24 protein-coding genes are annotated in these 25,318 nt (G+C 59.9%); 12 read left to right on the top strand and 12 right to left on the bottom strand.

Features of this window, described 5'->3' with window-relative positions:
- Positions 1 to 10 precede the first annotated feature (10 nt).
- The 3 genes from IB262_RS30205 to IB262_RS30195 all read left to right on the top strand — a co-directional run bounded on the left by IB262_RS30205 (position 11) and on the right by IB262_RS30195 (position 2,771).
- Positions 11 to 421 (top strand): cupin domain-containing protein, encoded by a 411-nt coding sequence (locus tag IB262_RS30205; protein ID WP_192494109.1) that lies wholly within the window; start codon positions 11 to 13, stop codon positions 419 to 421.
- Positions 422 to 479: 58 nt separating this feature from the next.
- Positions 480 to 1,238, top strand: a complete 759-nt coding sequence (locus IB262_RS30200) for an SDR family oxidoreductase (protein ID WP_060521208.1) — start codon at positions 480 to 482, stop codon at positions 1,236 to 1,238.
- A gap of 339 nt (positions 1,239 to 1,577) precedes the next feature.
- Positions 1,578 to 2,771, top strand: a complete 1,194-nt coding sequence (locus tag IB262_RS30195; RefSeq protein ID WP_060521207.1) for an MFS transporter — start codon at positions 1,578 to 1,580, stop codon at positions 2,769 to 2,771.
- Between the two features lie 10 nt (positions 2,772 to 2,781).
- On the opposite strand, the gene IB262_RS30190 is transcribed toward IB262_RS30195, so the two are convergent.
- Positions 2,782 to 4,302 (bottom strand): PAS domain-containing sensor histidine kinase, encoded by a 1,521-nt coding sequence (locus tag IB262_RS30190; RefSeq protein ID WP_060521206.1) that lies wholly within the window; start codon positions 4,300 to 4,302, stop codon positions 2,782 to 2,784.
- 252 nt (positions 4,303 to 4,554) lie between these two features.
- Between IB262_RS30190 and IB262_RS30185 the strand changes: the two genes are divergently transcribed.
- From IB262_RS30185 to IB262_RS30175, 4 genes are all read left to right on the top strand, one after another.
- On the top strand, positions 4,555 to 5,031 hold the full coding sequence (locus tag IB262_RS30185) for a carboxymuconolactone decarboxylase family protein (protein WP_060582812.1): 477 nt from the start codon (positions 4,555 to 4,557) through the stop codon (positions 5,029 to 5,031).
- On the top strand, positions 5,032 to 6,333 hold the full coding sequence (locus IB262_RS30180) for an alpha/beta hydrolase (protein WP_110819042.1): 1,302 nt from the start codon (positions 5,032 to 5,034) through the stop codon (positions 6,331 to 6,333).
- A 186-nt stretch (positions 6,334 to 6,519) separates the two neighbouring features.
- On the top strand, positions 6,520 to 6,657 hold the full coding sequence (locus tag IB262_RS35760; protein WP_162727226.1) for a hypothetical protein: 138 nt from the start codon (positions 6,520 to 6,522) through the stop codon (positions 6,655 to 6,657).
- Positions 6,658 to 7,025: 368 nt separating this feature from the next.
- Complete coding sequence (locus tag IB262_RS30175) at positions 7,026 to 7,559, top strand: NUDIX hydrolase (RefSeq protein ID WP_110819043.1); 534 nt, start codon at positions 7,026 to 7,028, stop codon at positions 7,557 to 7,559.
- 794 nt (positions 7,560 to 8,353) lie between these two features.
- Here the strand turns inward: IB262_RS30175 and IB262_RS30170 are convergent.
- From IB262_RS30170 to IB262_RS30135, 8 genes are all read right to left on the bottom strand, one after another.
- Positions 8,354 to 9,268, bottom strand: coding sequence for a sugar phosphate isomerase/epimerase (locus IB262_RS30170; protein WP_060521202.1), 915 nt, complete (start codon positions 9,266 to 9,268; stop codon positions 8,354 to 8,356).
- A 27-nt stretch (positions 9,269 to 9,295) separates the two neighbouring features.
- A complete protein-coding gene (locus IB262_RS30165; protein WP_060521201.1) occupies positions 9,296 to 10,417 on the bottom strand; it encodes a sn-glycerol-3-phosphate import ATP-binding protein UgpC in 1,122 nt (373 codons plus the stop codon).
- Positions 10,418 to 10,459: 42 nt separating this feature from the next.
- Positions 10,460 to 11,347: an ABC transporter permease subunit gene (locus IB262_RS30160; protein WP_060521200.1), complete on the bottom strand. Its 888-nt coding sequence runs from the start codon at positions 11,345 to 11,347 to the stop codon at positions 10,460 to 10,462.
- Between the two features lie 7 nt (positions 11,348 to 11,354).
- The gene (locus IB262_RS30155; protein ID WP_060521199.1) at positions 11,355 to 12,245 is read right to left on the bottom strand and encodes a sugar ABC transporter permease; all 891 of its coding nucleotides are present in this window, start codon (positions 12,243 to 12,245) and stop codon (positions 11,355 to 11,357) included.
- Between the two features lie 75 nt (positions 12,246 to 12,320).
- Positions 12,321 to 13,625: an extracellular solute-binding protein gene (locus tag IB262_RS30150; protein WP_246802758.1), complete on the bottom strand. Its 1,305-nt coding sequence runs from the start codon at positions 13,623 to 13,625 to the stop codon at positions 12,321 to 12,323.
- 486 nt (positions 13,626 to 14,111) lie between these two features.
- Positions 14,112 to 14,360, bottom strand: a complete 249-nt coding sequence (locus IB262_RS30145) for a hypothetical protein (RefSeq protein ID WP_060521197.1) — start codon at positions 14,358 to 14,360, stop codon at positions 14,112 to 14,114.
- Positions 14,353 to 14,664: a hypothetical protein gene (locus IB262_RS30140; RefSeq protein ID WP_051659234.1), complete on the bottom strand. Its 312-nt coding sequence runs from the start codon at positions 14,662 to 14,664 to the stop codon at positions 14,353 to 14,355. The genes IB262_RS30145 and IB262_RS30140 overlap by 8 nt, the downstream gene beginning before the upstream one ends.
- Positions 14,665 to 14,903: 239 nt before the next feature.
- Entirely contained in the window at positions 14,904 to 15,167 is a 264-nt protein-coding gene (locus IB262_RS30135) for a hypothetical protein (RefSeq protein WP_034791842.1), read from the bottom strand.
- A 796-nt stretch (positions 15,168 to 15,963) separates the two neighbouring features.
- Here IB262_RS30135 and IB262_RS30130 point away from each other — a divergent pair.
- From IB262_RS30130 to IB262_RS30115, 4 genes are all read left to right on the top strand, one after another.
- Positions 15,964 to 17,928: an AI-2E family transporter gene (locus tag IB262_RS30130; RefSeq protein ID WP_192494107.1), complete on the top strand. Its 1,965-nt coding sequence runs from the start codon at positions 15,964 to 15,966 to the stop codon at positions 17,926 to 17,928.
- 687 nt (positions 17,929 to 18,615) lie between these two features.
- Entirely contained in the window at positions 18,616 to 20,265 is a 1,650-nt protein-coding gene (locus IB262_RS30125) for a caspase domain-containing protein (protein ID WP_110819048.1), read from the top strand.
- A gap of 325 nt (positions 20,266 to 20,590) precedes the next feature.
- Positions 20,591 to 21,202, top strand: a complete 612-nt coding sequence (locus tag IB262_RS30120; RefSeq protein WP_192494106.1) for a TetR/AcrR family transcriptional regulator — start codon at positions 20,591 to 20,593, stop codon at positions 21,200 to 21,202.
- Between the two features lie 37 nt (positions 21,203 to 21,239).
- Positions 21,240 to 22,463 carry an MFS transporter gene (locus tag IB262_RS30115; protein WP_192494105.1) on the top strand — a complete coding sequence of 408 codons (1,224 nt, stop codon included), beginning with the start codon at positions 21,240 to 21,242 and terminating at the stop codon, positions 22,461 to 22,463.
- Positions 22,464 to 22,620: 157 nt separating this feature from the next.
- Here IB262_RS30115 and IB262_RS30110 read toward each other — a convergent pair whose 3' ends face one another.
- Together IB262_RS30110 and IB262_RS30105 are read right to left on the bottom strand one after the other, a co-directional pair.
- The gene (locus tag IB262_RS30110) at positions 22,621 to 23,238 is read right to left on the bottom strand and encodes a 2'-5' RNA ligase family protein (RefSeq protein ID WP_348646942.1); all 618 of its coding nucleotides are present in this window, start codon (positions 23,236 to 23,238) and stop codon (positions 22,621 to 22,623) included.
- 65 nt (positions 23,239 to 23,303) lie between these two features.
- Positions 23,304 to 24,053, bottom strand: coding sequence for an exonuclease domain-containing protein (locus IB262_RS30105; protein ID WP_060521192.1), 750 nt, complete (start codon positions 24,051 to 24,053; stop codon positions 23,304 to 23,306).
- Here IB262_RS30105 and IB262_RS30100 point away from each other — a divergent pair.
- Complete coding sequence (locus IB262_RS30100) at positions 24,053 to 24,190, top strand: hypothetical protein (RefSeq protein WP_156623649.1); 138 nt, start codon at positions 24,053 to 24,055, stop codon at positions 24,188 to 24,190. The two genes, IB262_RS30105 and IB262_RS30100, sit on opposite strands and share 1 nt — an antisense overlap.
- Before the next feature lie 150 nt (positions 24,191 to 24,340).
- On the opposite strand, the gene IB262_RS30095 is transcribed toward IB262_RS30100, so the two are convergent.
- On the bottom strand, positions 24,341 to 25,318 hold a 978-nt coding region (locus IB262_RS30095; RefSeq protein WP_192494104.1), incomplete at its 5' end, for an aldehyde dehydrogenase family protein.

Genomic DNA, 25,318 nt, shown 5'->3' with positions numbered 1-25,318 from the left:
GGAGAAATCCATGCGAACATTAGCGATTGGCTTGCTGTTTGCGACGCTGATCACCGGACCGGTAGCGGCCTCCGACGAGCCCTACAATGCCAAGGTGACAGTGGTGTTCGACCACGCGCTTCCGAATGTGCCGGGCAAGAGCATGCGCGGCGTTCTGGTCGAATACGGCCCCGGCGGGCACAACCCGTCACACACCCACCCCAAGAGCGCCTTTATCTATGCGACGGTGATCGAAGGCAGCATCAAGAGCCAGATCAACGACGGTGCCGTGAAAGTCTACAAGACCGGCGAGAACTGGATCGAAGTCCCGGGTGATCACCACCGCGTGAGCGCGAACGCAAGCGACAGCGAGCCGGCAAAGATCTTGGCCGTTTTCGTACTCGATACCACCGAAATGGAGATGGTGTTGCCCGCAAAGTGAAGCCCTTCTTCATGATCGGATGCGGTGATCCATCGACGAGCCCGCAAGGAGCAGAACCATGAAAATCGTTATTATCGGCGGCACGGGCCGCATCGGCTCTAAGGTCGCAGAGCACCTCAGAAATAAGGGCCACGACGTTGTGCAATCGGCGCCGTCCACCGGCGTTGATACGCTGACGGGCGAAGGGTTGGCCGATGTGCTGGCCGGTGCCGAGGTGGTGCTCGACGTCAGCAACTCGCCATCCTTCGAACCGAGTGCCGTACTTTCGTTCTTCGAACGATCGACCGCGAACCTGCTCGCGGCGGAGCGTGCAGCCGGTGTCAGCCACCACGTCGCCCTCTCCATCGTTGGCATCGAACGGTCGCCCGATAACGGCTATTTCCGCGCCAAAGTCGCGCAGGAGAGCCTGATCAAAAAGGGCGGCGTCCCGTACACCATCGTAAGGTCGACGCAGTTCCTGGAATTCCTCGGCGGCATAGCCGACGAGGCAACGGTCGACAGGACTGTCCGTGTCTCATCCGGCGCGTTCCAGCCAATCGCTGCAGACGACGTCGCAGCCTTCGTTGCAGAAGCGACGATCGGCAAACCCGAGAACCAGACGATCGAAATCGCCGGCCCTGAAAAGAAGCCCATGAGCGATTTCATTTCCGAGTATCTGGCAGCCGTCGGCGATAGCCGCAAGGTTGTTGCCGACCCGGACGCCAAGTACTTCGGCACGCGCGTTGATGATCAGGCACTGGTTCCTCTTGGATCCGCCAAACTGGGTAAGCTCGACTTCAGGACTTGGAATGCCAAACACCCTCAGGCCGCCGCTTGAGGTCTTTGCGGAGGGGGCGATGCGGCGACAAAACGCCCACCGTCCCCGACGCGCTTGTCTCTAGTGCGACCACGCACGATCGGATGTTCCGCCCACCGCAGGGCTGACGTCCCGTCGAGGATTTGCGCTTGAAGGGAAGAGGTAAGCCAAGTTTACGGTCCACACCTTCATCGATCATGATAGAAATGGCAGTCGGCGACCGTTCCGAAGCTCGTAAAGGACGGCTCGTGCAAACTTGATGTGCGACATACGGGACCGGCGTCGGCAAATCGCCGGCGCCCATGTTGTGAAATGCAAAGGTGATTTTCAACAAACAGGAATCGGTCGGGAAACCGGGCCATGGCCAATCCTTCAACAGCCTCTGTCGCGTCTGGCGATCCGCTTTCACTTGTGATCGGCGCAACGGCCTGTCAGGTGATTGGTGGCCTCGTTCCGCAGATGTCGCCCTTCGTGGTCGCGGGATTGATTGATGGTCTTGCACTGTCGGAGCGTGACGCCGGTATCGTAGCGTCGGTCGAATTGCTGGCCTTGGCCGTATCGGCGATCCTCATTGCGCCAGTGCTACCGCGGCTATCCTACCGACGTGCCGGGATGTCTGCGCTGGTATTGACCGTGGCGGCTCAAGCCGCCTCTATCGTATCTGATGGATGGACGTCGCTGGTCTTGTCGCGCGGCGCTGCAGGCATCGGCGAGGGAGCGCTCTATGCCATGTCGCTCAGCCTTGTCGCGTCTCATTGCTGCAATCCGGTAAAAACTTTTGGTTTGTTCCAGCTCGTCTGGGCAATCGGCAGCGTGGTGCTGTTCGGCATCGGCGGCGAGGTGACCGCAGCCTATGGCCACAGAGGGATTTTTGCGCTGTTGGCGGGTTTGACGCTGGCCCTATCTCCGTTTCTTCTTCTCATACCGGATCTTCGAGCTCTGAAGCGGACCGCCACCCGGACGCCACCTTCTGTGCCTCTGCTTGGAAGCCTGCTGTTTGCTGCCATTGTTCTTTACGTCGCGGTCTCCGCCGGTCTATTTGCCTTCAGCGGACCGATGGGCGAGCGCATCGGTCTAGACACGGCCGCGGTAGGGTACATTCTCACCTTGTCGACGGTCGTCGGGCTTGCCGGCGCCGGCGCCGCCACGGCACTGAATGTTCGCTGGGGCAGGGCGGTCCCGATCTCCGCATTCTGCCTTGGCTACGTCGTGGTGGCACTCGTCCTTTGCCTCTGGACGAGCCCGGTGGCCTACAGTGTTGCCGTCATCCTGTCCGCCGTCCTTTACTATTTTTCACTTCCGTATCTTTTTGGCCTGGCCGCAGCACTGGACCAGAGCGGGCGCTGGGCGGCAGCAGCGGGGTCGGCTTACCTGCTCGGATTTGCTGCCGGGCCAGTCTTTACCGGCGCAGTGATAGCAGCTTCGGGATACGCAAGCCTTGCAACCGTATGCGTCACCATGACCATCGTCGCCTGGGCCCTTGCCGTTTCCATCGTCGCACGCGCTTTTCACGGAGACCGCTTGGCCGACCGGCTCCGAAATTCGGCAACTTAGGCTGACACCCCTAGTCGGTCGAGGCGACAGGCAAAGTGAATGCCACCGTCGCGCCTAACGCCTCGTTGTTTGCGACCCACAGGCGGCCGCCGTGGGCTTCAACGATCGATCGGCAGATCGGCAAACCCATTCCCATGCCGTTGCTTTTCGTCGTAAAAAACGGTTCGAACACGCGCTCGGGATCCTTGAAACCGCTTCCGGTGTCCTCAACCGAGATCCTGACGGTGTCGGGGTGATCGTGGCTGGACATGATCTTCAGCGAACGCAGTGGGTTCGTCGTGTCCATGGCCTGCATGCCGTTGCGGATCAAGTTTACCAGGACCTGCTGGACCTGAACCCTATCGAGCGAAACTCTGGGAAGATGCTGGTCCAGGGCCAGGTCGATGCGCGTCGTCGTTGCCGCGATTTCATCTGACATCAGATCAAGAACCTCATGGACAAGCCGGTTTACATCCTCGATCGCCCGTTCCTGCGGCTGATGTTTGAAAAGGGCGCGCATGCGGCTGATGACCTCGACGGTCGCCGCGACGTCCAGGGTAATTCGCTCTGCCGCACGCTTGCCTCGATTAACGTTCGGAGGATCGGCCGAAAGCCAGCGCAGGCACGCGTCAGCGTCCGCGGCGATCGCCGCCAGCGGCTGGTTGACTTCGTGCGCAATCGAGGCGGAAAGCTGCGAAAGATTGGCCGCCTGGGTCGCGCGCGCAAGCTTTTCGGCCGAACGGCGCAAGGCAGCCGTTGTTTGCACTTGATCCTCTATGTCGTGGCAAAGGCCGAACCACTGGACGATGTTGCCGTCCTGGTCGCGCAGGGGCTCCGCGCGGCCAGACATCCAGCGATAGGCGCCGTCCGCTCGAAGCAATCGATATCGCATCGAAAATCGCTCCCCGGTCGCAAGACAGCGGGTTAGCTCGGCATAAACGGCGTCGGCGTCGTCCGGATGGAAAATCGTGTCCATGACGGATGCAATGTCACTGACGTTTGACAGGTCAAGACCCAGATAGTCGGCCATGCGCCTGTTAACGAGCGTCGTTGTGCCGTCGGGTGTCAGGCGCCATAGATTGCTTGGAACCATATCGACCAGCAGGGATAGTTCGACGGAACGGGCACGAAGGCTCTCCTCAGCCTTCTTCTGGTGTTCGATGTCGATGGTTTGCCCATGCCAGACGGCGACACGGCCCTGGGCGTCCCTTGAAGGCCTCCCCGATGCGCGAAACCAGCGAAACTCGCCGTCCGCGCCACGCAGCCGGTGAGCGCTGTCGAGCGGCTCGCCCGTTTCCACGCTCCGCCGCCAGGTCGTCGCCACAAAACGTTGATCGTCTTTGTGAATGCGTTCAAGCCATGCGCCGTGGTCTTTCAGGCTGCTGCCGAAGTAGGCGTCCATGCTCCGGTTGCGATAGATGAACCGGCCGGTAGTATCCATCGACCACATGTGGCCGGGTGTGTTGTCGAGAAGATCAAGCGCGAGCTCGGCGATATCGCGAGTATGCTCACGAAAGTGGGCATCTTTCCTCAGTCCATCGTCGTTCGACATCTGTCGCTCCGCAGAAGACGACGGTCAACAAAATGACTGACGCCGAAGCTCGGCGGTGGACCGGCAGCCTTGGTGAAAGAATGGCCGCATTATATCCCGAAGGCCTTCGTTTTCAATCTGACCCACCGTTGGCCGGCGGCCCGTGGTCGAGCGGCGCATAAACGGATGTATAGCTGCCGCACTCGATGCGTTTCCGGCACGATAACAGGCGACCATGTCGGTCAAGAGTGCCAGGCGGAGGATGGAACATCGATGACCCAGCGGTTCAACTACTCCAAGCTTTCTCCCGGCATGGTCAAAGCCATGATGGTGCTCGGCAACGAGATCAAGAATGGCGCGATTGAAGAGAGTATACTGATCCTCGTCGACATGCGGGCGTCCCAGATGAACGGGTGCGCGTTCTGCATCGATATGCACGCCAAGGAAGCGATTATCCACGGCGAGCGGCCGTTGCGCCTCTTCCATATCTCAGCCTGGCGTGAGTCCACCTTGTTCTCGCCACGTGAGCGGGCCGCACTTGCCTGGACGGAAGCGTTGACGAAGCTCGCAGACGGCGGTGTTCCCGATGCAATCTACGACAGCGTGCGGGGTGAACTATCCGAGCAGGAGATTTCCGATCTCACGTTCCGGATCATGGCGATCAATGCCTGGAACCGCATCAGTGTCGCTGCCCGCACCGTTCCTGGTTCCGCCGACAAGGTCTACGGGTTGGACAAGGCCGGTCTCTAGATGGATTTTTATCGGGCAATGGCGGGGCTCTTCATCCTTGTCTGCCTTGTCGGCTGTGCCACGCAGCGTGCCGAGCTCTCACCGCAGACCATCACCACGTCGCCGGCGCCGCAAAGCTCGCAGGCTGCTCGAACGCCACAAGCTTTAGGGGCTCCCGATCTCCTCTACATCACGAACCGAGAGCCGACAGTCGCGTCCGGCAACAGGCTGTCGTACGGTGCCAAGCGTGCCATATTCCTGAGCTTCGGTTCGGTATCGATCCTCCCAAAAGGCAACTCTTCCGCCGGCACGAGCGAATTTCGCGTCGACGCCGTTTCCGAGACTGGCCGGTTTCCGGCAACGCCTTACGGCGTCGTAACGACGGCGAGCGGGCTACGCCGCACGCCTGAGGCCGTCGCGGCACATGAACAGGCTGTCGCATCGCTGCAGGTTGAAATTGCCCGGCGTCTCGCGACAGCCGGACGCAAGGAAGTCGTCGTCTTCGTTCACGGGTACAACAACAGCTTCGACGATGCCGCACTCGCCACGGACGAGATTTGCCGATCGCTGCAAAACCAGTTTGTCTGCATTATCCTGACTTGGCCCGCCGGAGGCACTGGCGGCTCGTTCTTTGGCTACAACATTGACCGCGAGTCGAGCGAGTTTGCGGTTGCGGACTTCAAGAAGGCCGTTCGCGCCATTGCCGAAACGAAGGGTGTAGAGAGGCTGCACCTGCTGGCGCATAGCCGTGGAACCGATGTGCTCGCAAGCGTCATGCAGCAGCTTGCCATCGAAGCCTATGTCAGTCGATCCTCGCTTTGGCAGCGTTACAAGATCGCGAACGCTGTGTTTTTCGCTCCCGATATCGATCTCGATGTAGCGTCGTCCAAATTGTTCGCCTGGGTCTCGGACCCGGACCTTGCCTTCGGGAGCAAATCGACACCAAGCACCTTGCCCTCTCAAGGCTCCCTGCACCTTACGGTCTATTCGTCTCCCAGGGACGAGGCGTTGAAAGCGTCAACGATAATCTCTGGCAGCGTCTTGCGGCTTGGACAGCTTGCCGTCGGCAATCTTCCCAGGGGCAGGAATGAGGCGGCGTCCAAATGGGAAGGGTCGCATATGGGCGGGCTGGTCGATTTCGTCGAATTTTCGGGCGGCGGCGGCTTCATCGGGCACAGCTACTTCTTGTCCGACGCCACCATCAAGACAGACTTGGTTGCGCTCATTTGCGATAGAGCCAAAGCCGGCGATCCCCGACGCCAGCTGGTCGAAATCAAGCGCCCCTTCTGGCGAACGTCGGACGCCTCACAGGCGACGCCATAATTGTCTCAGGAGTTTGGCGGGTCGGTTTCCGTCAAGCAGCGTTGCATCGCTCCTTTGCCAACCCCGAAGGCACTGGGTACCTTGTGCTACCGCTGATGCATTCATTCAGCCGTCGCCGAAGATTAGCCCGTGGTGCGGATTCTGGCCGGGTGAGCGGCGCCCGAGCGATCTTGGGGCAAGGGGCTCATGTCCGACTTCGTCAAAAGATTGAGCCGTGTTCTGAAAACCAGTTATCCGAAACTGAGCCTTTACCGCCGCTTACCTGAACGCGCGATTTCTATGGCGCTCTTGCGTTGGGTATGGCGCGACAAAATTGCCCATTGATGTGCTTGCACGAAAGGGCGATGTGAGGGGTATGCATACGGAAACTTTCATCAGGATATCGCGGCTCATCGAGCAAGCACGCTCCCTTACCCGGAGCCGGCTACCCTGATCCTGTAACGCCGCCATAGCCCCTGCCGCTCCGGGAATCCACTGACCAACAGTGCGGTTCATTATTGACGGAGTGTATCTATGCCCGCGTCTCCAGCCCGCCCCGTTTGCATCGCTTGCAACCGGCATCTTCCCCTTTCTGCTCGCCGTTGCCCGTGGTGCAAGACGCACTGCGCTGCCGCCCGCCGCAACTCGTGCGCCGTGCGCGAACGGAGCGCGCATCCGCCAGTTCTCTGCGCGTTTGGCAGGGGGAGCGGAAAATGAAGGACACCAATAAGAACTATTGCGCCGCTGAGGAGGCTGCCCCGGAAGAGATGCAGCAGGTCGGAGCTCTTCCCTGGCGCATCGCCAAGAATGGCGAGGCAAGGATTTTGCTCGTCACGTCGCGCAGCAGCGGGCGGTGGATCGTGCCTAAGGGATGGCCAATGAAGGGTTTTGCGCCCCGCCAGACCGCGTCGCGGGAAGCGTTGGAGGAGGGCGGTGTCATTGGCGTCCTCTCTAAGGCGCCGGTGACGACCTATCGCTACATGAAACGCCTGGATAACGGCGCAAACGTTGCCTGCCGCGTGGCTGTGTTTGGGCTGAACGTGCGCGGGACACTGGTTGATTGGCGGGAAAAAGCACAAAGGCAGCGGCGTTGGTTTTCGCTCGCCGCGGCGGCGGACAAGCTTGATGACCGCGAACTTTCGGAGTTCGTGCGCACCCTGGATGCCGCGTCTGAATGTTTGGAGCCACCGACCGGCGCAACCGGGAAAAAATCGGCGCTCGACGAGATCCTCATGTTGAGGCGCTAGACAAGTGTCGACGTTCCCGCACCGCGAAAAGTATCGGCGGCCAGTTAAGTCCGTCTGCAGCCATAGGGTCAGTCGCGCACGATGAATGCCTGGCGCCACTACCTGCGACGGCAAGAGCGGCGCCAGGAGCCTCCCGGGGTTGATCCCTCAAATGCCGACCTGTCCGGCCAAATCCGCATACAGAGAGAATAAGCAATGAGCTTCAGATACAGTCATACTTTGCCGATCAGCGGCGCAAACAAGCTGCCCCGATTCAAGCAGTGGGCCGCCGAGAACATCCCAGGTATCGCCTTGTCCCTGCCTCCGCAGGTCCCGGTCAAGAGTACCGCCTTGACCGTCCGCCTCAGGTCAGTCGAGGATCGCGCTACACTGATGGCGAGGCTTGAAGGCGTGGATCTCGATGACAGGAAGACCCGCTAGTATCCCCTGTTGTCCACCGCGCGACCGGTGAGACGGTCGAACCGGCGATTGGGACACTGATCGCCGGTTCTGTTCGTTGCATGAAAGTGGTAGCGGTGGTCGACCGCGAAAGGCTGTGCAAACAAAGCCGAAGGAAAAAGCTTCGGTTCCCCCTCACGTCATCGCCCGGAGACGACGTCATCGATATGGCCGGTCTCTGGCGACGCCCCGCAGCTGAGAGGCGCAGACCAGATGCGCTTGCGCGCAGGTTTGCCACGTTGAGGCGCACTTCTCGTCGATTGGCGCGCCTCGGTAACACTTGATCCTGCCGGTGTCCTTGCTTGCGACAAGCCGGAAGCACCATTCAGCTGTCCGCCAGGGCCGTCGGTGGCACGTTAAGCAGCGCGCCTAAGCCCCACGCCTGCCGCCAGTCGCCTGGCTTGCTCCAGGCACGCCAGCTGCTGATCGGCAAAGCGCTCGGCGCTGATTTCCATGATCAGCGTCGTATCGGGAAGGAAGGTCAGCTCAGAGAAGATGTCATCCCAAGCAATGTCGCCCCAGCCGATCGGCAAATGCAGGTCCCCGATGCCGAGCGCGGTTGCTTCCGCCGGATGATAGAAGCGGTTCATGGTACAGGGCAGGCCGAAACTGTCGTGAACATGAAGGTGACCGGTCACCGGAGCCATGGCCCTGAGTTCATCACGGAAATCGAGCCCGCGATGCGTGGCCTCGATATAGGCATGCGAGAAGTCGATGAGTGCGACCACGTTGTCGGAACCGATCGCCCGCACCGTTTCGGCAACCTGGCTCGGGGATTGGCGGTACTGGCCGCTTTCCGTCGTGAAGATGTTCTCAAGCGCGATGCGAACGCCGTAGCCTTTGGCAATCTCGGCCATTTCTGCGAGCGCGTCACGTTCCATCTTGTCGAGGTCAGCGGCGTTCTCGCCGGCGGCAAGCTGTGCTGCACCGGAGTGGTGGACGAGGATCCCCGCGCCAAGCCGGTCGCACAACTCGAGCATCGCTCTTACGACCTTCTTCTGCAGATGATGGTGCTGGCGATCCATGAAGTTGGAGACGATCTGGCCGTGCAGCGATAGCTTGTTGAAAGTGTACCTCTTCGTGATCTCGGCGACGCGCTGGACGCGGTCTTCGATGATGCGGCCGCCGCTGACGATCTCTTCGCCATAGATCCCGATCTCGCAGGCGTCAGCGCCCGTCTCTGCAATCTCACGCAGGGAAGCATCAAGGGTCGAAAGGTCACCCTTGCCCGTCCGGTTGCAGAATCCTACGGCGGAAATGATGTCGTTCATCACGGTTCTCCTGATTTATGAAAACGATCAGACTGCTTGGAGTGTCGGTTGGCTAGCGGAATTGCGGATGGCACGCGGCTCCAGATCGACCTCGATCCTTCGGCCGGTCTCCTTGTCGAAGAGATGCAGGTGCGCGAGCGGCAGTTCCAGGGTGATCCTCTCGCCCGGCCGCACGCGCGTGTGCTCGTCGACTGTGGCCGCGAAGGGATAGCCGTTCAGTTCCGAGTGGATGACGCGGCCGGAGCCGAGCTCCTCGATGAAATCCACCTTGATCGAGACGCCTTCAGGCGCAACGACACATTGTTCGGGGCGGATGCCGACCGTGATCTGCCTTGCGCCCAGTCGGGTGGCCAGACCTCTTTCGATCGGCATCTTCGTACCGCCGAATGTGAGGCAAGCGTTGTCGACGTCGACCACGGCATCGAAAAGGTTCATTGCCGGAGAGCCGATGAAGGATGCGACGAAGATGCTTGCCGGACGGTGATAGATGTCGAGCGGCTGGCCCACCTGTTCGACCACACCCCTGTTCATCACGACCAGCTTGTCGGCCAGCGTCATTGCTTCGACCTGGTCATGCGTGACGAAGATGGACGTTGCCTGGAGGCGCTGATGCAGTTTGCGGATCTCGGCCCGCATGGTGACGCGGAGTTTGGCGTCCAGGTTCGAAAGCGGTTCGTCGAACAGGAACACGTTCGGCTCGCGAATGATCGCGCGTGCCATCGCGACGCGCTGCCGCTGACCGCCGGAAAGCGCCGCCGGTTTGCGATCGAGATAATCGGAAAGCCCCACGATCTTTGCGGTCTCCTCAATCCGGCGCAGGCGCTCCGCCTTTGCGACGCCCGCCACCTTCAAGGCGTAGCCAATGTTTCCCGCAACGGTCATGTGCGGATAGAGAGCGTAGTTCTGGAAGACCATGGCGCAGCCGCGTTCGCGCGGTTCGAGCCGGTTCACGACCTTCCCGTTGATCGCGATCTCGCCTGAGGTGATCTCCTCCAGCCCGGCGATCATCCGCAGAAGCGTCGATTTCCCGCAGCCGGACGGGCCGAGGATCACGACGAATTCTCCCGACGCAAAGGCGAGGTCGATGCCATGCAGGGTGGGGTTCTTGCCGTAGGATTTACGCACGGCGCGGATTGCGATGTCAGCCATGAGCGCGGACCTCTCTGTTTCTTCTGTTTGGGGAAAGCGGGGTCATTTTTCCGTGGCTACGAGGCCGCGCACGAACCACCGCTGCAGCACGGCGACGACGATGAGCGGTGGCAGCATGATGATCAGCGATCCGGCAAGCGTCACGTTCCAGTCCGGCGTGCCGTTGTCAGCTGGCAGGAGTGCAACCAGCGACATCATCGTGGTCTTGTATTGCGGGTCCGTCACCATCAGGAGGGGCCAGAGATACTGGTTCCAACCGTAGACGAACATGATCGTGGTCAGCGCGAGCATGTTGGTGCGCGACAGCGGCAGCAGCATATCGATGAAGAAGCGGATTGCGCCTGACCCGTCCATGCGCGCAGCCTCCGCCAGTTCGTCCGGCAGGGTCAGATAGAACTGGCGGTAGAGAAAGGTCCCAGTCGCCGTGGCGATCAGCGGCAATGTGAGGCCGGCATAGGAATTGAGAAGGTTCCAGTCGACGGAGACCTCGAAGCCGGTGACGGCGGAAATCAGCAAGCGGATCGGCTGGAACAGGTCGGCGGCGACGGCATAGGTGGGCACCACGCGCACTTCGAGCGGCAGCATCAGGGTGATGAACACCATCCAGAAGAAAAAGCCTTTCAGAGGTGTTCGGAAGAACACGATGGCAAAGGCCGTCAGCGCCGACAGCGCTACCTTGCCGACCGTGACCAGGCTCGCCATGACGAAGCTGTTGAGCATCGCCGTGCCGAGGCTGGCGCGCGACCAGGCAGCACCCATATTCTCGAAGAGGCGATCCTGCGGCACGAAACTGAAGGGTATGGCGTTGACCTTTTGGAAGGTCTGGCTGGCGCCCGACACGATGACGATGAAGGGGCCGATCAAAAGCAGGAAGCCGAAGATCATCACACCATAGGTCAGCGCGTTGGCAAAGGGTGTCCGCTGGATCATGGAAGCCTCACTTGTAATGGACCTGGCGCTCGATGAAGCGAAACTGGATGAAGGTGAAAATCATGATGAGGCCGATGAGCACGAGGCTCTGGGCCGAGGCACCCGAGTAGTTCAGGCCTCGGAACGCCTCCTCGACGATGCGGTAGACCATCACGTCGGTGCCGTGGTTCGGGCCCCCATCGGTCGTGCGTGCGACGATGCCATAGGTATCGGCGCCGACGAAACCCTCGGTCATCATGATCACCAGCAGGAAGAAGAGCGTTGGCGCCAGCAACGGGATCTGGATATCGACCGCGCGGCGGATCGGGCCGCAGCCGTCCATCGCGGCTGCCTCGATCAGGGAGCGCGGGACCGACTGCAGGCCGGCGAGCAGGAAGATGAAGGTGTAGCCCGCCCACTTCCAGGCAAAGACGACGATGACGAGGATGAGTGCGTGGCTGCCGTATTTGGCCGGGTTCCAGAAGTCCGGAAAGGCCGCGTTGACCGAGGCCATCAGCCCGCGCTCGGGCGACAGGATGAAACGGAAGGCCATACCGGCCGCCGGTCCCGCAATCGCATAGGGCAGAATGTAGAGGAACCGGAACGGCGCGGAGCCCGGCAATTGCCGGTCGACAGCAAGGGCAAGAACAAGACCGATGAAAATGGTGGCAAGCGTTCCACAAAGCGCGAATGCCAGGCTGACGCCAACGGAGTTCCAATAGAGCGGATCGGCAAAGACTTCCTGGAAGTTGGCGAGGCCGACGAACTCGGCAGCACCGCCGAATGGGGGCTCCAACGTGAAGGCCCATCGCAAAACGGCGACAGCGGGCCAATAAAAAAAGAGCAGGATCAAAATGATCTGCGGCAGGGCGAATAGGCTGGGCAGCCACCAGCTGCGAAAGGCCGCGCGCTTGTCCATATGTCGAAATTCCAATGCGCAAGAAGAGCGATCGGAGCCCACCGATATTATGGCAGGCTCCGGGCGGATCAGATTTTAGTTCAAAGTCTGTCCGGCGTAGGTCTTTTCGAAGCGGCGCAGAACCGCGTTGCCGCGTTCCACCGTCTTGTCGAGTTCGCCCTGTACGTCTGCGTTCTGCATGAAGATTGCTTCAAGGGCGGTTGCGAACTCCTTGCGGATCTGCGTGAAGCCGCCTAGCCGAATACCGCGGGTGTTTTCCGAGGTCGGGGTGAAGGACAGGCTCTGGATGGCGAGTTCGCGGCCCTTATAGGGAGCCTTGTCGTAGAAGCCATTGGCCTTCATGGCGTCGAAGCCGGTCTTGGTCACCGGGATGTAGCCCGTCACCGTCGACCACCACTCGGCCATTTCCGGAGTTGCAAGATAGTTGAGGAAGGCGGCTGCACCCTTGTATTCGGCTTCCGGACGACCGGCGAGCACCCAGAGCGATGCGCCGCCGACCAGCGAGTTCTGACGCTCGGTGCCCTTCCAGACCGGCAACATGGCGACTTCCCATTTCACATTCTCAGGAAGGGTCTTGCCGATCGTGCCGTGGTCGGCGACCGAGGTCTGGATCATCTGGCAGGTCTGGGACGTGAAGGCTGGGACGATGTCCATGCCGAGCTGCTTGGTTTTGACCACGAAGAGCTTCTCGTCAGCCATCTTCTTGAAGAACTTCACGTGGTCGACGAACTTGGTCTTGTTGACGACAAGCTCGGCGTCCAGTCCGTTATAGCCGTTCGCCTTGGTTGCGATCGGCTGGTTGTGGATCGCCGAGAACTGCTCCATCAGCGGCCAAGTGTCGAAGTTGAATGCGAGCGGGCATTCGAAGCCGGCCGTCTTCAGCTTGCGGGCTGCTTCCTCGACTTCCTCCCAGGTGTCCGGCTTGAAGTCGATGCCGGCCTTCTGGAAGGCGTCGACGTTGTAGTAGAACATCGCGGTCGAGGAGTTGAACGGGAAGGAGTTCAGCTCGCCCTTCGCCGTTGCGTAGTAGTTGGCGATGCCGCCGAAATAGTTGTTCCAGTCGATGGTGTAGCCATTGTCGGCCATCAGCTTCTTTGCAGGCACGAAGGCGCCGGACAGCATCATGTCGAGCGTGCCGGCATCATAGATCTGGGTGATCGCCGGCTGCTTCTTGGCGCGGTAGGCGGCAATCGTGTTTTGCAGGGTGGTGTCGTAACCGTTTTGCGAGGTGCAGACGATCTCGAATTCTGACTGGCTCTCGTTGAACTTCTTGCAGGCATCCTGGACGCGTTCGCCAAGATCGCCCGAAAGGCCGTACCAGAACTCGAATTTCGTCTTTTCGGCGGCTGCGGCTGGCGCGCCAAACGCGACGCTAGCCATCAGGCCGAGGAATACGGAGGTAGTGACGGAGACTCTCATTTGCAAAACGCTCCTTGCAGGATGGAGGACACCAGGATCGGTGGCACGATGAAGCCGGGGCGCTTGCTAACAGTTGCGTGTGACAGTCCGTGACAATCTGCATGATGATAAAATGAAAGTTTCGTAACGCTGGCGCGAGACAGGCAGCTCAATCAATCTCCCCGTTTTGCCCTTGATGGTGCAAAGTTGGGCAACCTCAGGAAGTGCGTGCGCCTCCGACGAGCCCCATTGTGGTCCCCAGGAGCGAAAATGCACCCCCGAATTAAGGGCCATGAAAAGGAATGGCCCCGTCGGGCGGCGACGAGGCCATTGGCTTATCGGGGCTTCACTTCCGGAGGGATGGTGAAGGCGTCACCCTGATCGGGGGCTCAGGGTTCCACAAAACGAAAACGCAGATGCCTCGAACAGGTTCCATCTTCTCTTCCGAAAAGTTGGACCAGACCATTGCTATCCCGGAGGAGGAAAGTCGTCGTCGGGATCGTATCTGTCCGGATCAAAGATGCTTTCGAGCTCTATTTCCTCGATCTCGTCGAGATCGTCTTCGTCGTCGGGTTCGTCAAATTCCGGCACTGGCTCGCGCGGTTCGCGCAAATCGCCCTTGCCGAGCGGGCTATCGTCGGGGAAATCGGTCGGTTCGCGTCCGTGTGCTGTCAGCCTATTCGCGAGGCTCTCGCTATTACCGCCTGTGTTAGGCATCACCGTTCTCCTTGCGTATGCTTTCGCCGATCGTCGAAAGTCCGTTGCTTCGAGGACAACCGACGCGCACGAGGACCCGGTCAGCCCCGGCAATATCCTCGGCGATACGGCGGACAAAATCGTCACCACTACTATGGCTGACCTGACCCTCGATGACGACGGATGTTCCGAGCACTCTGAAGCAGAGATTTTGCGTATCGAAGGGCGCTTCGGAAGCAAGAGCGTATTTGATCGAGGCGATCAGCCCTGAGACGTCGGCCCCTCCGCCGCCCCGGCAATCGAATTCAGGTCGTATAAAAATCATAAGCAAACTCCTTCTCGGAGTCTCAACTCACCGATGCAGACCTTGTTCCTTGTCGGGTTGCTAATTTATTGATGCCAAAAGAAATCGCCCCGAAAGGCGCCTGAGGGCGATGAGAGTGCGTTGTCTGCGTGGGCCGGCAGGATGGAATACAGCGGCCCCGCCCTAGAAACCGCCCGCGATGAAATCGGTCCCGTTCCCGCTTAATTTTCTCCTCGTCGCCAAGATGGAGGCCGAGTAGCTCAGTGGAGTGGGGAGGTCCTATCCTTGCGAATGATGACGCCGGCCCCTTCCTCGAACATCTTCTCCTTGGCATCCAGCATGAACCACCGGTTATGCGCCAGTTCAATCAACGCGTCGGCGACCTCGCGCTCGCTCCAGCCGGCCGCCTCGCCATATTCGGCGACCGATTGGAAAACATCTTCCATTGCCATCTGACAGTCCAGATCTCGATCCGGGTACAAGCCCGTCTGTTTCGGCGATACGTATCTTGGATGCTTTGCCATAACGGACCTCCTTGGATCCGCAGTAGAGCGCATCAAGCTATCCTCAAGCTTTCGCTAAAACGCGTGCGACTTTCCTGTTGTTCCCGGCTCCGCGCCATCATCGTTGAAGGGTGCGCGCGAGACGGCTGGGCCATCCGACGCGTTTGAAATCACGGGAGCCTTCAAAGCGCGAAGGGACGCAGTCCCATCTACGACTTTCCTCGGGGCCTCCGGCGGGCAGCGGGAGAGCTTTGCCTGAACTTGGCGAGCGAGCGCCTGAGTTTCGCGATGTTCTTAGTGACGTGCTCGATGATGAGCAAATGTTTCCGTCGGCCCAGCGCGATGGCGCTTCCGCACCTTTCACAGGGGACGTGCTCGTCGTCCCTCACTCGGTCGACCGGTGTCCCGTTTTCGTGGCCGCACTCGGGGCACTCGATTTCGATCTCATCGTCAAACATAAAGCTCCCTCGATTGAGAGCGGATACCAACACGTCTGAAATTGGGGATCAATGCTTAGGCGCTTACTCAAATGGGGCTACAATTCCGCCGCGACCTGCGCATCATCACCCCGACCATTGCCACTCGGGTGATCCGGTTTCGACAGGTCCTGCAACGTTCCAGGCCAGGTTGGCCTTTGGCATCGGGACCTCGCCGTCTGGCTTATTTGTGCGTCCGTTCTAATATTAACAGTTTGGTTGGTGCTGATCGGCAGTGCCTATGGATGGATGACGCCTGCCCGTAGCTTGAGAACCGCCGGGCCGGAGGGTTCGCAATTGGAGACCAGAAGGGGTACGCCTGGAAGGTCCCGGGAGGTTCGATGCTGAGATTTTCGCGCAAGAGTGGGAAAGAACCGGTCAATATGGCCGTCGAATTGCATCCGCTGACCTTGTCGCGGGCAGCTGCCGAGACTTCGAAACTGCCAACGCTTGCAGCAATTGCTGCAACGGTGGCGGTGCTCTACATTGCCAGGGACGTCTTCCTTCCCCTGGCGATTGCCATCCTTTTGACGTTTGCTCTTGCACCCGTTGTCTCAAGGCTGCGCCGCGCCGGCTGCCCTCGCGCGGTCGCGGTTACCGGGACTGTGACGATGGCTTTCCTTTTCCTCACTGCATTCGGCGTCATAGTGGCGCTGCAAATCAGCGAGGTCGCGCGGGATGTGCCGAGATACCAGTCAAATATCGTCGAGAAGGTCCGCTCCCTAAAAGAAGCTGGGTCGGACAGCCAGATACTCGATCGATTGAGCCGGGTGATGGAGCGGATCAGCATCGAGCTCAGCCGACCTGAAAAAGATGTGGCTGTGTCGCCCGTGACCGCGCCTGAACCGAAGCCGCTTCTGGTCGAGATATTTTCGCCGCAGCGCCCGGTCGAAATCCTGATGAGCGTCATCAATCCGCTGCTAGGTCCCTTGGCAACCGCTGGCCTCGTCATCGTCGTCGTCATCTTCATGCTGTTCGAGCGGGAGGATCTGCGCGACCGATTCATCCGGCTGGTCGGGTATGGCGATCTTCATCGAACGACCGAGGCGCTCCAAGATGCGGGCGCTCGGGTGGGCCAGTACTTGCTCATGCAGCTTGTCGTCAACATCACCTATGGGGTGCCGCTCGCGATTGGCCTTTGGTTCTTAGGGATTCCAAACGCACTTTTGTGGGGGATGCTCGCGATCGTGCTGCGCTTCGTGCCCTATATCGGCCCGGTGATTGCTGCTGCCTTGCCTCTGTTTCTCGCGTTCGCAGCAGCTCCGGGCTGGAGCTTGGTGGTTCTGACGCTTGGGCTCTTCATTGCCCTTGAACTTGTAAGCAACAACGTTGTCGAGCCCTGGCTCTATGGGTCTCGCACAGGACTGTCTCCCCTTGCGATCATTGTAGCTGCCATCTTCTGGGCCTGGCTCTGGGGCCCGGTTGGACTGGTACTGTCGACCCCGCTCACCGTCTGCCTGGTTGTGCTTGGCCGCCACGTCCGCCAGTTCGAATTCCTCGAAATTCTGTTGGGCAATGAGCCCGTCCTCAATCCAAAGGAGCGCCTTTACCAACGGTTGCTGGCGGGAGACCCGGACGAAGCAACGGATAATGCAGAGGAGATGCTTGAGGAAATGTACCTCGTCGAATTTTACGACACGGTTGCCATTCCCGCGCTGCTTCTGGCCGAAAGTGACCGTATGCGTGGTGCCTTGACGGAAGAGCAAGGAGCACGGGTTGCCGAAAGTGCAGGTACACTGGTTGCCAACCTCGAGGAGATCGCGGTTGAAGAGGAAGACGAAGACAAAAGCGAAGATCCCGACCGCGACACCGATGAAAAAGAGAACGATTATGAACTCCCTCCCGGTGAAGGGCGATCCGTGCTTTGCCTAGGAGGGCGAAGTGCGCTCGACGACGTCACGGCAATGATGCTCCTGCAGGTTCTGCGGGTACAAGGCGCGGACGTCAATTACTTCAGCCATGAAGCTCTCAGGCCGCAAAAAATCAAGGAGCTGCCGATCGAAGGTCGGCATGCCATCGTTCTCACTGCTCTCGATCGAGAATCCATGCGCCACGCCAAATTCCTTGTCCGTCGCCTGAAGCGACTGGCTCCTGGAGCGCGGGTCGGCATAGTCCTATGGCAAGACGTGGACGAACACGAAGCCGCGAAGTTCCTCGTTGAGGAAACGCAGGCGGACTTTGTCGTTTCTGCGATCACGGACGCCATCCGGGAGGCGCTATCGACGGAACCACCGCAACCCTTCAAGTCGGCACATCCGGGGAGCGCCGGTCGTGCGGCGGTGCGAGGGCCGGCCCATGACGCTTAGGGCAGCCCCGGTGAGCCAATTCGTCGGACGGATCCAAGTCGAGTGCTATTCGTCTGGAAATGCTTCCCCCGAAAGGCGACAAAGCACGGGTACGTGCTAAACAGATTGTTCAGCCGGCACCTTGAGAGACACTAGGCAGCCAAAGTCCTTCAGCCCCTGGCCACCCGACTGTTGGAATGTCGCATTTTCTATCGAACTCGCCCACGGGCGCCTTTCGTACGCACTTCTTCAGCGCGCGAAATTCTAGTCCACCGGCCTGTGCACGGTCAGTTTCATCATCAGCGATTGCGACCATCGGGACGGCCAGCGCTGTGAGCACGAGAAAGATCCTCACCATGTTCGCTCCTTCGAAATTAAGTAGATTCTAAATCTACAGTAGTGGGAGCCACTCGGTCTTTAATCATTCCGAACTAGTACGGACGGATATTTACGAGCAGTCAGGATGATCCATTTTTCCATGCGGGCAGTTTGGAGTAATCATACGATCAGGAGGCTCCCTTTTAGGCCAACAACCGTCGTTTGTTGATCTCATCTGCTTTCCGACGTCGATTGACTACATGCTCCGGCAGGATCATTCTTGATGTTCCCGTCGCGGCCTTTTTGGACCGCTCCGATGAAGTGACGGCAACGGTTGCGCGCTGTGGCTGTCAAACGCTCGGCTCGGGATCGGAGTGGTGGAGCTGCTTCATGAATTCCCTTCGTGCCGCTGTCTTGCTCTTGCTCTTTTTTGTGGGCTCCCCCGTCTGGGCCGAAAAGCGCGTCGCGCTGGTCATTGGGAACTCCGCCTATAGACACGCACCTCAGCTCGCGAACCCGCAGAATGATGCCGGCGACATGGCGTCGAAATTGACAGCACTGGGCTTCGTGGTGGTAACGGGTCGGGACCTCGATCTGACGGGAATGCGGGGAGTGATCCGAGAGTTCGTCGGCAAGGTCGAAGGCGCAGACGTGGCGCTTTTTTTCTATGCCGGTCACGGGCTGCAGGTGAACGGTGGCAATTATATCATCCCGATCGACGCGCAGCTGAAATCGAACAATGATCTAGACTTCGAGGCGCTACCGATAGAACTCGTGCTTGCTGCCATGGAGCGCAACGCCAAGGTCAATCTGGTTTTCCTCGACGCTTGCCGTGACAATCCGCTCGCTACGACTTTGGCCCGGTCGCTCGGAACACGGTCCGTGGTCGTCGGTCGAGGCCTGGCCAAGCTCGATACAGGTGTGGGGTCGCTGATTGCGTTCGCCACGCAGCCGGGAAACGTCGCCCTTGACGGCGCCGGTCGAAACTCCCCGTTTACGTCGGCCTTGCTTCAACACCTCGGCACACCCGGGCAGAGCATAACGGATGACCTGATTGCTGTGCGTCGCGCCGTGTTGCAGGTCACCGGCGGTAAGCAGATTCCCTGGGATAGTTCCTCACTGACGGGCCCGGTTGTGCTGAACCCGGCGAAAATCCCCGAGACGCCAACGAACTCGGCGGTGGTCACATCGGACACCGACAGAAGTGTGGAGCTTTCCTTTTGGAATTCCATCAAGGACGCGACCGAGAGGAACTTTTTTGAAGCCTACCTTCAGCAATACCCAAGCGGCGCCTTCGTCACGCTTGCGAAACTGAAAATCGCAGCGATTGAAGCGCGGGATAAGGAACGGGAGACGGCTGAACTGGGGCAGGGCGACCTCAAGCGTGCCGCCCTGCCGAAGGTCACCGGCGTGCCACCCGAACTTGCTAAACTTGAGCAGACCACACCAGGCTTGAAGGGATCAAGCGATCCGACCAGCCAAATGAGTGCCGGCGAGCTCACACTGATCACCCAAAGGGAACTGGTACGTGTCGGATGCCTTGAGCAGGTGGACGGCAAATGGGGTAGCGGCAGTCAGAAGGCGCTGCAAGCCTATGCCGAACGCAAGGGGATCAAGCTTGCCTCGCTCACCCCCACCGAGGAGCTCGTGAATAGTCTGAAGGCGGCCGGTGGCCGTGTCTGCCCCCTCGTCTGTGGCAACGGAATGGAAGTTCGCGGAAATCGTTGCGTGGCGGCTGGTTTGAGCGTGTTCAATGGCGTGTGGAAGCTAACGAGGCACGCTACGACGGACTGCGGTGATTGGCGTGAGCTTTCAACGTCCATCCTGGTAAATGACGGCGTTGTATCCTCCAGCTCGGGGCTTTCGGGGAAAGTCGCGAGGAATGGGACTATTAATATGACCCTCACATTCGTCCATAAAGGCCGCAAGGGCGGCAACATCCTCACCGGCATGATAAAGAACGACAAAGGGAAAGGCAGGTTCAAGGGGACCGGGGCGGGCAGCGGTTGCTCAGGAACTGTCACGATGAGCAGGATGTAGTCTGAAACTCCCCGGCATGGGCTCTTGCGATCGATCGCCCTCAGACGCTTCCCTCGACGCCGTGGACATGAATGCCTGGAGATCGACGGCTTGCTTATTCACGGTGGAATGCCCACGGACAACTTGTCTGCGCTCTGAACCAACGCTGCAGCTCCTGTCAGCCAATGTGCTCGATACCAAGCGCAATGTGGGGCATCATCAACTGCAACGGGTTCGATCTAAGCTCGCGCCACTCGTCTTTCCAATAGATGCCGATAGATAAGCGGCTTGACCAAATCCCTTTGGCGGCCTATTAGGGAACGATCGTTTCCTAATAGGCCGCCAGATGAATTCCGAAAGACACTCCCATCGCTCCGTCGGGCGCCCCCGCGAGTTCGACATGACCCAAGCTCTGGATGCGGCGATCCGCATATTTTCGGAGAGGGGCTATCACGGAACCTCCATCGCAGAACTGAAAGCCGAAATGGGACTGACTGCCGGCAGCCTGTACAAGGCGTTTCAGGACAAGCGTGACGTCTTCGTCGCTGCCTACGACCGCTATAAGCAGGTCCGAGCTGACCTTTTGGAACAGGTATTGTCTTCAGCCTCCACCGGTCGCGAAAAGGTTGCCCGCGTCGTCAGTTTCTATGCCATGTCCGCCTGTGGTGAGACCGGCAGGCGTGGATGCCTGGCCATCGGTGCCGCCGTGGAACTGGTTCTGTCCGATGCCGAGATTGCCGCCAAGGTCGCAGGACACAATCGCAAGCTCGTCACGCGGCTCGAAGGTTTCATTCGCGATGGCCAGTTAGATGGTTCAATTCGCCATGACGCCGATCCCGCGAGTACCGCGCTTGCGCTATTTTCCTATCTGCAGGGCGTGCGTATCGCCGGCAAGACCGGAGAGCTGGAGAACCAGCTGCTCCCTTCCGGTGAAGCAATCTTGCGCATTCTCGACTGATCAACCCGCCCGCCTCCTTTCTCCCAAGGCACATTCCATGACAACTCCAGCTTCCCTCGCCCAGTCGCAGCGCCCGGCCGGAATCTCCGCCGGCATGACTTTTCTGATGGCCGCCGCCTGCGGCCTGATTGCCGCCAACCTCTATTATACCCAGCCACTCGCCGGGCCGATCGCACTCGACATCGGCCTACCGGCTGAGGCAACAGGCTTGATCGTGACCGTGACCCAGATCGGCTACGGCCTCGGGTTGCTGCTCCTCGTGCCATTGGGTGATCTCCTGGAAAATCGTCGGTTGATTGTGACCATGATCAGCCTGGTTACTCTTGCCCTGATCGCGGCCGGGCTCTCCACCACACCTGGACCCTTTCTCACCGCTTCGCTCGCCATCGGGCTTGGCTCGGTTGCTGTCCAGATGATCGTGCCGTTCGCTGCCAACCTTGCACCGGATGCCGTGCGGGGTCGCGTCGTTGGCAATATCATGAGCGGTTTGATGGTTGGGATCATGATGGCGCGGCCGATTGCCGGATTAATTGCCGGCGTCAGCTCCTGGCATACCGTGTTTTATGTTTCCGCGATCGTTATGGTCGGGCTTGGAGCCCTTCTATGGACGCAATTGCCGACCCGCATGCCTGCGGTGGGTCGATTGAGCTACGGCCAGCTGCTCAAGTCGATGGCCCAGCTTCTCGCGACGCAGCCGGTCCTGCAGCGGCGCGCCGCCTATCAGGCCTGTCAGTTCGCGGCATTTAGCATCTTCTGGACCGTGACGCCGCTTTATCTTGCAGGGCCCAGCTTTGGGTTGGGTCATAATGGCATTGCGCTTTTCGCCCTGGCCGGTGTTGCGGGCGCAATTGCTTCGCCCATCGCTGGGCGCCTTTCTGACAAGGGATTGGTGCGGCCGGCAACGGCATTCGGCCTTGTCAGTGTCGCGGCCGCCTTTCTGATGACGCAAATCTCTGAAGGTTCGACCTTTGCGCTCACACTTTTAACGCTTGCTGCAATCCTGCTCGACTTCGGCGTCACCATGACGTTGGTGACGGGGCAGCGCTCGATTTACGAACTCGGCGCGGACTTGCGCAGCCGGGTCAACGGTCTCTTCATGGCAATCTTCTTCACCGGCGGCGCCATTGGCTCTGCCCTGGGTGCCTGGGCATTTGCCTCTGGTGGATGGTGGCTCGCATCCATGATCGGCCTCGCACTGCCCGCCACAGCGTTCACCATCTTCCTGACCGAGACCCGGTCAGAACGGTGCTCGGAGAATTGAGCGAGTTCGGCATCGCATCCGTCATCGATGTGCGCCTCCGCGCGATGTGTCGGGGATGTGGTCTCTTCCTGCGGCCCACAGTCTTCTTTTGAGGTCTCTGTGCCCCGCCCCTGTTGGTCATAAGCGCGCGGATAAAGCATCTGTCCGCCCATGTGGCTCAGCGATGATCGTCAACGATCGCCGCTGAGCCGGCCAATGGCGCTGTACGGAGAGCGGAGATCTCGAAACAGATCGCTCGTTCGAGCTGCCAAGGTCCGCCCAGATATCTCCAGAGATCCAGGCCCTCCAGCGTCAACGATCGTGGTTTGAAATCGTGTGTCAGTTGCCGGTGCAAGGTGTCTGCGGCTGACCGCGAAACCCTGTTCTGGACGGTGATATGCGGCTGCCACCTCTGCATGTCCTGACCGCCCAGCCATGGCATGAAAGCGCGCTTTAGTTCTGCATAAAGGTCTTCAAGCGCAAGACTTCTGATCGTGAACGCCACGCCCGCGCCGAGATGGCGAACACTGGCTGCCTGCGCGCGGATCTGGTCACGCTTGGTGGCAGCGGCCTGCAATTCTCCAACGATCCGCTCGAGGTGTTCGCCGGGTAGCCGATGAAACATCGTGAGGTGAGCGCGGAGGAAGTTTTGCTCCGACGGGAAATGCGCGTTTCGAAGGCGATCGAAGATCTCAAGATCGATCTCCGCGATCCGGGCTGTGAGGATAAGCGGTTTGCGTGTCTTCAAGGCAATTCCTGTCGATGCTGAGTAGAGTACTTCACCAAGGCAGATCACCGCGTTCGTCGAGCGTCACCCTGGTGCCGCCGTTCATTCGGCGCATGCGCGACGCACAGTTCCAGTCATAGTAAGGTTTGCTGCACTGGCTCGTCGGCAGCGGTAGGTTCGAATTCACCGCGCCTTTGCAACTCGGTCTGGGCGCTGAAGCGGATGTCGCTATCTCTATCGCGAAGAAATTCGGTGAGCGTCTCAGTACTAAGGCGATCCCAGCCCTTCCCACGATCAGGCCCGGAGGGCACGCGCGGCAACAAGCCCGGCTCGGCACTCCACGCCAGCAACTGATCGAGCGATGCAGCGTTCAACAGATCGCGCAGATGATGGGCCGTCACGTAGGCATCCGGCATGCCTCGATGGGCCGGAAGACCTATCTCGTGAACGAGCCCTTCCGGCATACGCTGGTAGCGGAGCATCTGGTTGGAAAATCGTGGCAGATCGGGCCAAATCCGTAGGGCGCACTTCCAGGTACAGATCCAGGGCAAGCCGCCGGTGAGACGAGGCGTGCAATACCGTTGTTCGAAGGCTGCACGATGTGCGGCCAATGCGTCGATCCCGCCGTGCGGATGCAACACTTCTGGCGCCACATTTTTCCAGTAGGGCGCGCCGGCGACTTGTTCGTCGAGAATATGATGGATGGCCATCGTGTCGGGCGAAATCGGCCGCCCCGGATTGACCATCAATGCGCCGCGTTCGTCGTTGACGACCCACCGTCCATTGTCTTCAAGGACCACGTCCTGCCACCCGATTTCGCAGACGTCGTTCGGTCCGTTGCCGGCCGTTTCCAGATCGATGACGCGAACGCGGGATGTCGACAATGCCTGCTGTCCTTCGTCCTACTGCGGCCACCATGCTTTCGATGCGTGCCGGCCACTACGGCTTTCTCTCCTCCACCATCAAGGCAGCGGTGCTCAATTATCTAGTGCCGCAAGGTCATGCCTGCCACTTCGAATGACGTTGTGCAAAGTCGAACTTGTATCCCTGACGAGCCATACCTCGTTGTCCAAGGACTGAAACCGTCAGGATTGTGGAAAATTCGCCACTGTATCCACGGAGGACCGCAAGAGGACGTCGCTCCTCAGACCACGTTTCACCTGCCGCGGCGTCAGACGCTCTTCCGCGTGACGAAGCGTGTTTCCAGATAGGCCTCGATCGCTTCGGAGCCGCCCTCGGTGCCGTAGCCGGAATCCTTGATGCCGCCGAAGGGGACTTCGGGGAGCGCCAGGCCCAGATGGTTGATCGAAATCATTCCGCTTTCGACCTCGCTTGCCAGGCGGTGGGCGCTGCGCTCCGATCCGGTAAAGGCATAGGCCGCAAGACCGAAGGGCAGGCGATTGGCCTCGTTGATCGCCTCGTCGAGATCATGGAAGCGATTGATGATCGAGACCGGGCCGAACGGCTCGTCGTTCATGATCCGGGCGGAAAGCGGCACGTCTGCCAGAACCGTCGGCTCGAAGAAGTAGCCGCGGTTGCCGATGCGATGGCCGCCGGTCGCCAATCGGGCACCATGCTCGAGCGCGTCGGCAACCAGGCTTTCGATCGCCGGGATGCGCCGCTCGTTGGCAAGCGGCCCCATGTCGACGCCGGCTTCGAGACCGTTGCCGACCTTGATCGTCTTCGAGGCGGCGACGAAGCCGTCGAGGAACTGATCGGCGACGCGCTCCTGCACGAGGAAGCGGGTCGGCGACACGCAGACCTGGCCGGCATTGCGGTACTTGCTGGCGGACATGATGGCGACGGCGCGTTCGACATCGGCATCATCGGTGACGATGACAGGCGCATGCCCGCCCAGTTCCATCGTCGCGCGCTTCATGTGCTGGCCGGCAAGGGCCGCCAGCATCTTGCCGACCGGGGTCGAGCCGGTAAACGACATCTTGCGGATCACCGGATGGGCGATCAGGTATTCCGAGATGACCGAGGGCACGCCGTAGACGAGGTTGACGACGCCGGCCGGAAGCCCGGCATCGACGAAGCAGCGGATGAGCTCGGCCGGCGACGCCGGTGTTTCCTCGGGCGCCTTGACGATGATCGAGCATCCGGTGGTCAGCGCCGCCGACAGCTTGCGCACCACCTGGTTGATCGG

The organism is Ensifer sp. ENS02 (assembly GCF_014851885.1).
Classification (GTDB): Bacteria; Pseudomonadota; Alphaproteobacteria; order Rhizobiales; family Rhizobiaceae; genus Ensifer; species Ensifer adhaerens.
This window is presented reverse-complemented; position numbering and strand designations above follow the sequence as displayed.

Coding starts and splice junctions, on each gene's coding strand:
- IB262_RS30195 (WP_060521207.1), top strand. CDS start 1,578: ATGGCCAATCCTTCAACAGCCTCTGTCGCGTCTGGCGATCCGCTTTCA.
- IB262_RS30170 (WP_060521202.1), bottom strand. CDS start 9,268: ATGAACGACATCATTTCCGCCGTAGGATTCTGCAACCGGACGGGCAAG.
- IB262_RS30180 (WP_110819042.1), top strand. CDS start 5,032: ATGGATTTTTATCGGGCAATGGCGGGGCTCTTCATCCTTGTCTGCCTT.
- IB262_RS30155 (WP_060521199.1), bottom strand. CDS start 12,245: ATGGACAAGCGCGCGGCCTTTCGCAGCTGGTGGCTGCCCAGCCTATTC.
- IB262_RS35760 (WP_162727226.1), top strand. CDS start 6,520: ATGTCCGACTTCGTCAAAAGATTGAGCCGTGTTCTGAAAACCAGTTAT.
- IB262_RS30140 (WP_051659234.1), bottom strand. CDS start 14,664: ATGATTTTTATACGACCTGAATTCGATTGCCGGGGCGGCGGAGGGGCC.
- IB262_RS30175 (WP_110819043.1), top strand. CDS start 7,026: ATGAAGGACACCAATAAGAACTATTGCGCCGCTGAGGAGGCTGCCCCG.
- IB262_RS30145 (WP_060521197.1), bottom strand. CDS start 14,360: ATGCCTAACACAGGCGGTAATAGCGAGAGCCTCGCGAATAGGCTGACA.
- IB262_RS30165 (WP_060521201.1), bottom strand. CDS start 10,417: ATGGCTGACATCGCAATCCGCGCCGTGCGTAAATCCTACGGCAAGAAC.
- IB262_RS30160 (WP_060521200.1), bottom strand. CDS start 11,347: ATGATCCAGCGGACACCCTTTGCCAACGCGCTGACCTATGGTGTGATG.
- IB262_RS30190 (WP_060521206.1), bottom strand. CDS start 4,302: ATGTCGAACGACGATGGACTGAGGAAAGATGCCCACTTTCGTGAGCAT.
- IB262_RS30150 (WP_246802758.1), bottom strand. CDS start 13,625: ATGGCTAGCGTCGCGTTTGGCGCGCCAGCCGCAGCCGCCGAAAAGACG.
- IB262_RS30125 (WP_110819048.1), top strand. CDS start 18,616: ATGAATTCCCTTCGTGCCGCTGTCTTGCTCTTGCTCTTTTTTGTGGGC.
- IB262_RS30115 (WP_192494105.1), top strand. CDS start 21,240: ATGACAACTCCAGCTTCCCTCGCCCAGTCGCAGCGCCCGGCCGGAATC.
- IB262_RS30200 (WP_060521208.1), top strand. CDS start 480: ATGAAAATCGTTATTATCGGCGGCACGGGCCGCATCGGCTCTAAGGTC.
- IB262_RS30120 (WP_192494106.1), top strand. CDS start 20,591: ATGAATTCCGAAAGACACTCCCATCGCTCCGTCGGGCGCCCCCGCGAG.
- IB262_RS30185 (WP_060582812.1), top strand. CDS start 4,555: ATGACCCAGCGGTTCAACTACTCCAAGCTTTCTCCCGGCATGGTCAAA.
- IB262_RS30205 (WP_192494109.1), top strand. CDS start 11: ATGCGAACATTAGCGATTGGCTTGCTGTTTGCGACGCTGATCACCGGA.
- IB262_RS30130 (WP_192494107.1), top strand. CDS start 15,964: ATGCTGAGATTTTCGCGCAAGAGTGGGAAAGAACCGGTCAATATGGCC.
- IB262_RS30100 (WP_156623649.1), top strand. CDS start 24,053: ATGCCTGCTGTCCTTCGTCCTACTGCGGCCACCATGCTTTCGATGCGT.
- IB262_RS30135 (WP_034791842.1), bottom strand. CDS start 15,167: ATGGCAAAGCATCCAAGATACGTATCGCCGAAACAGACGGGCTTGTAC.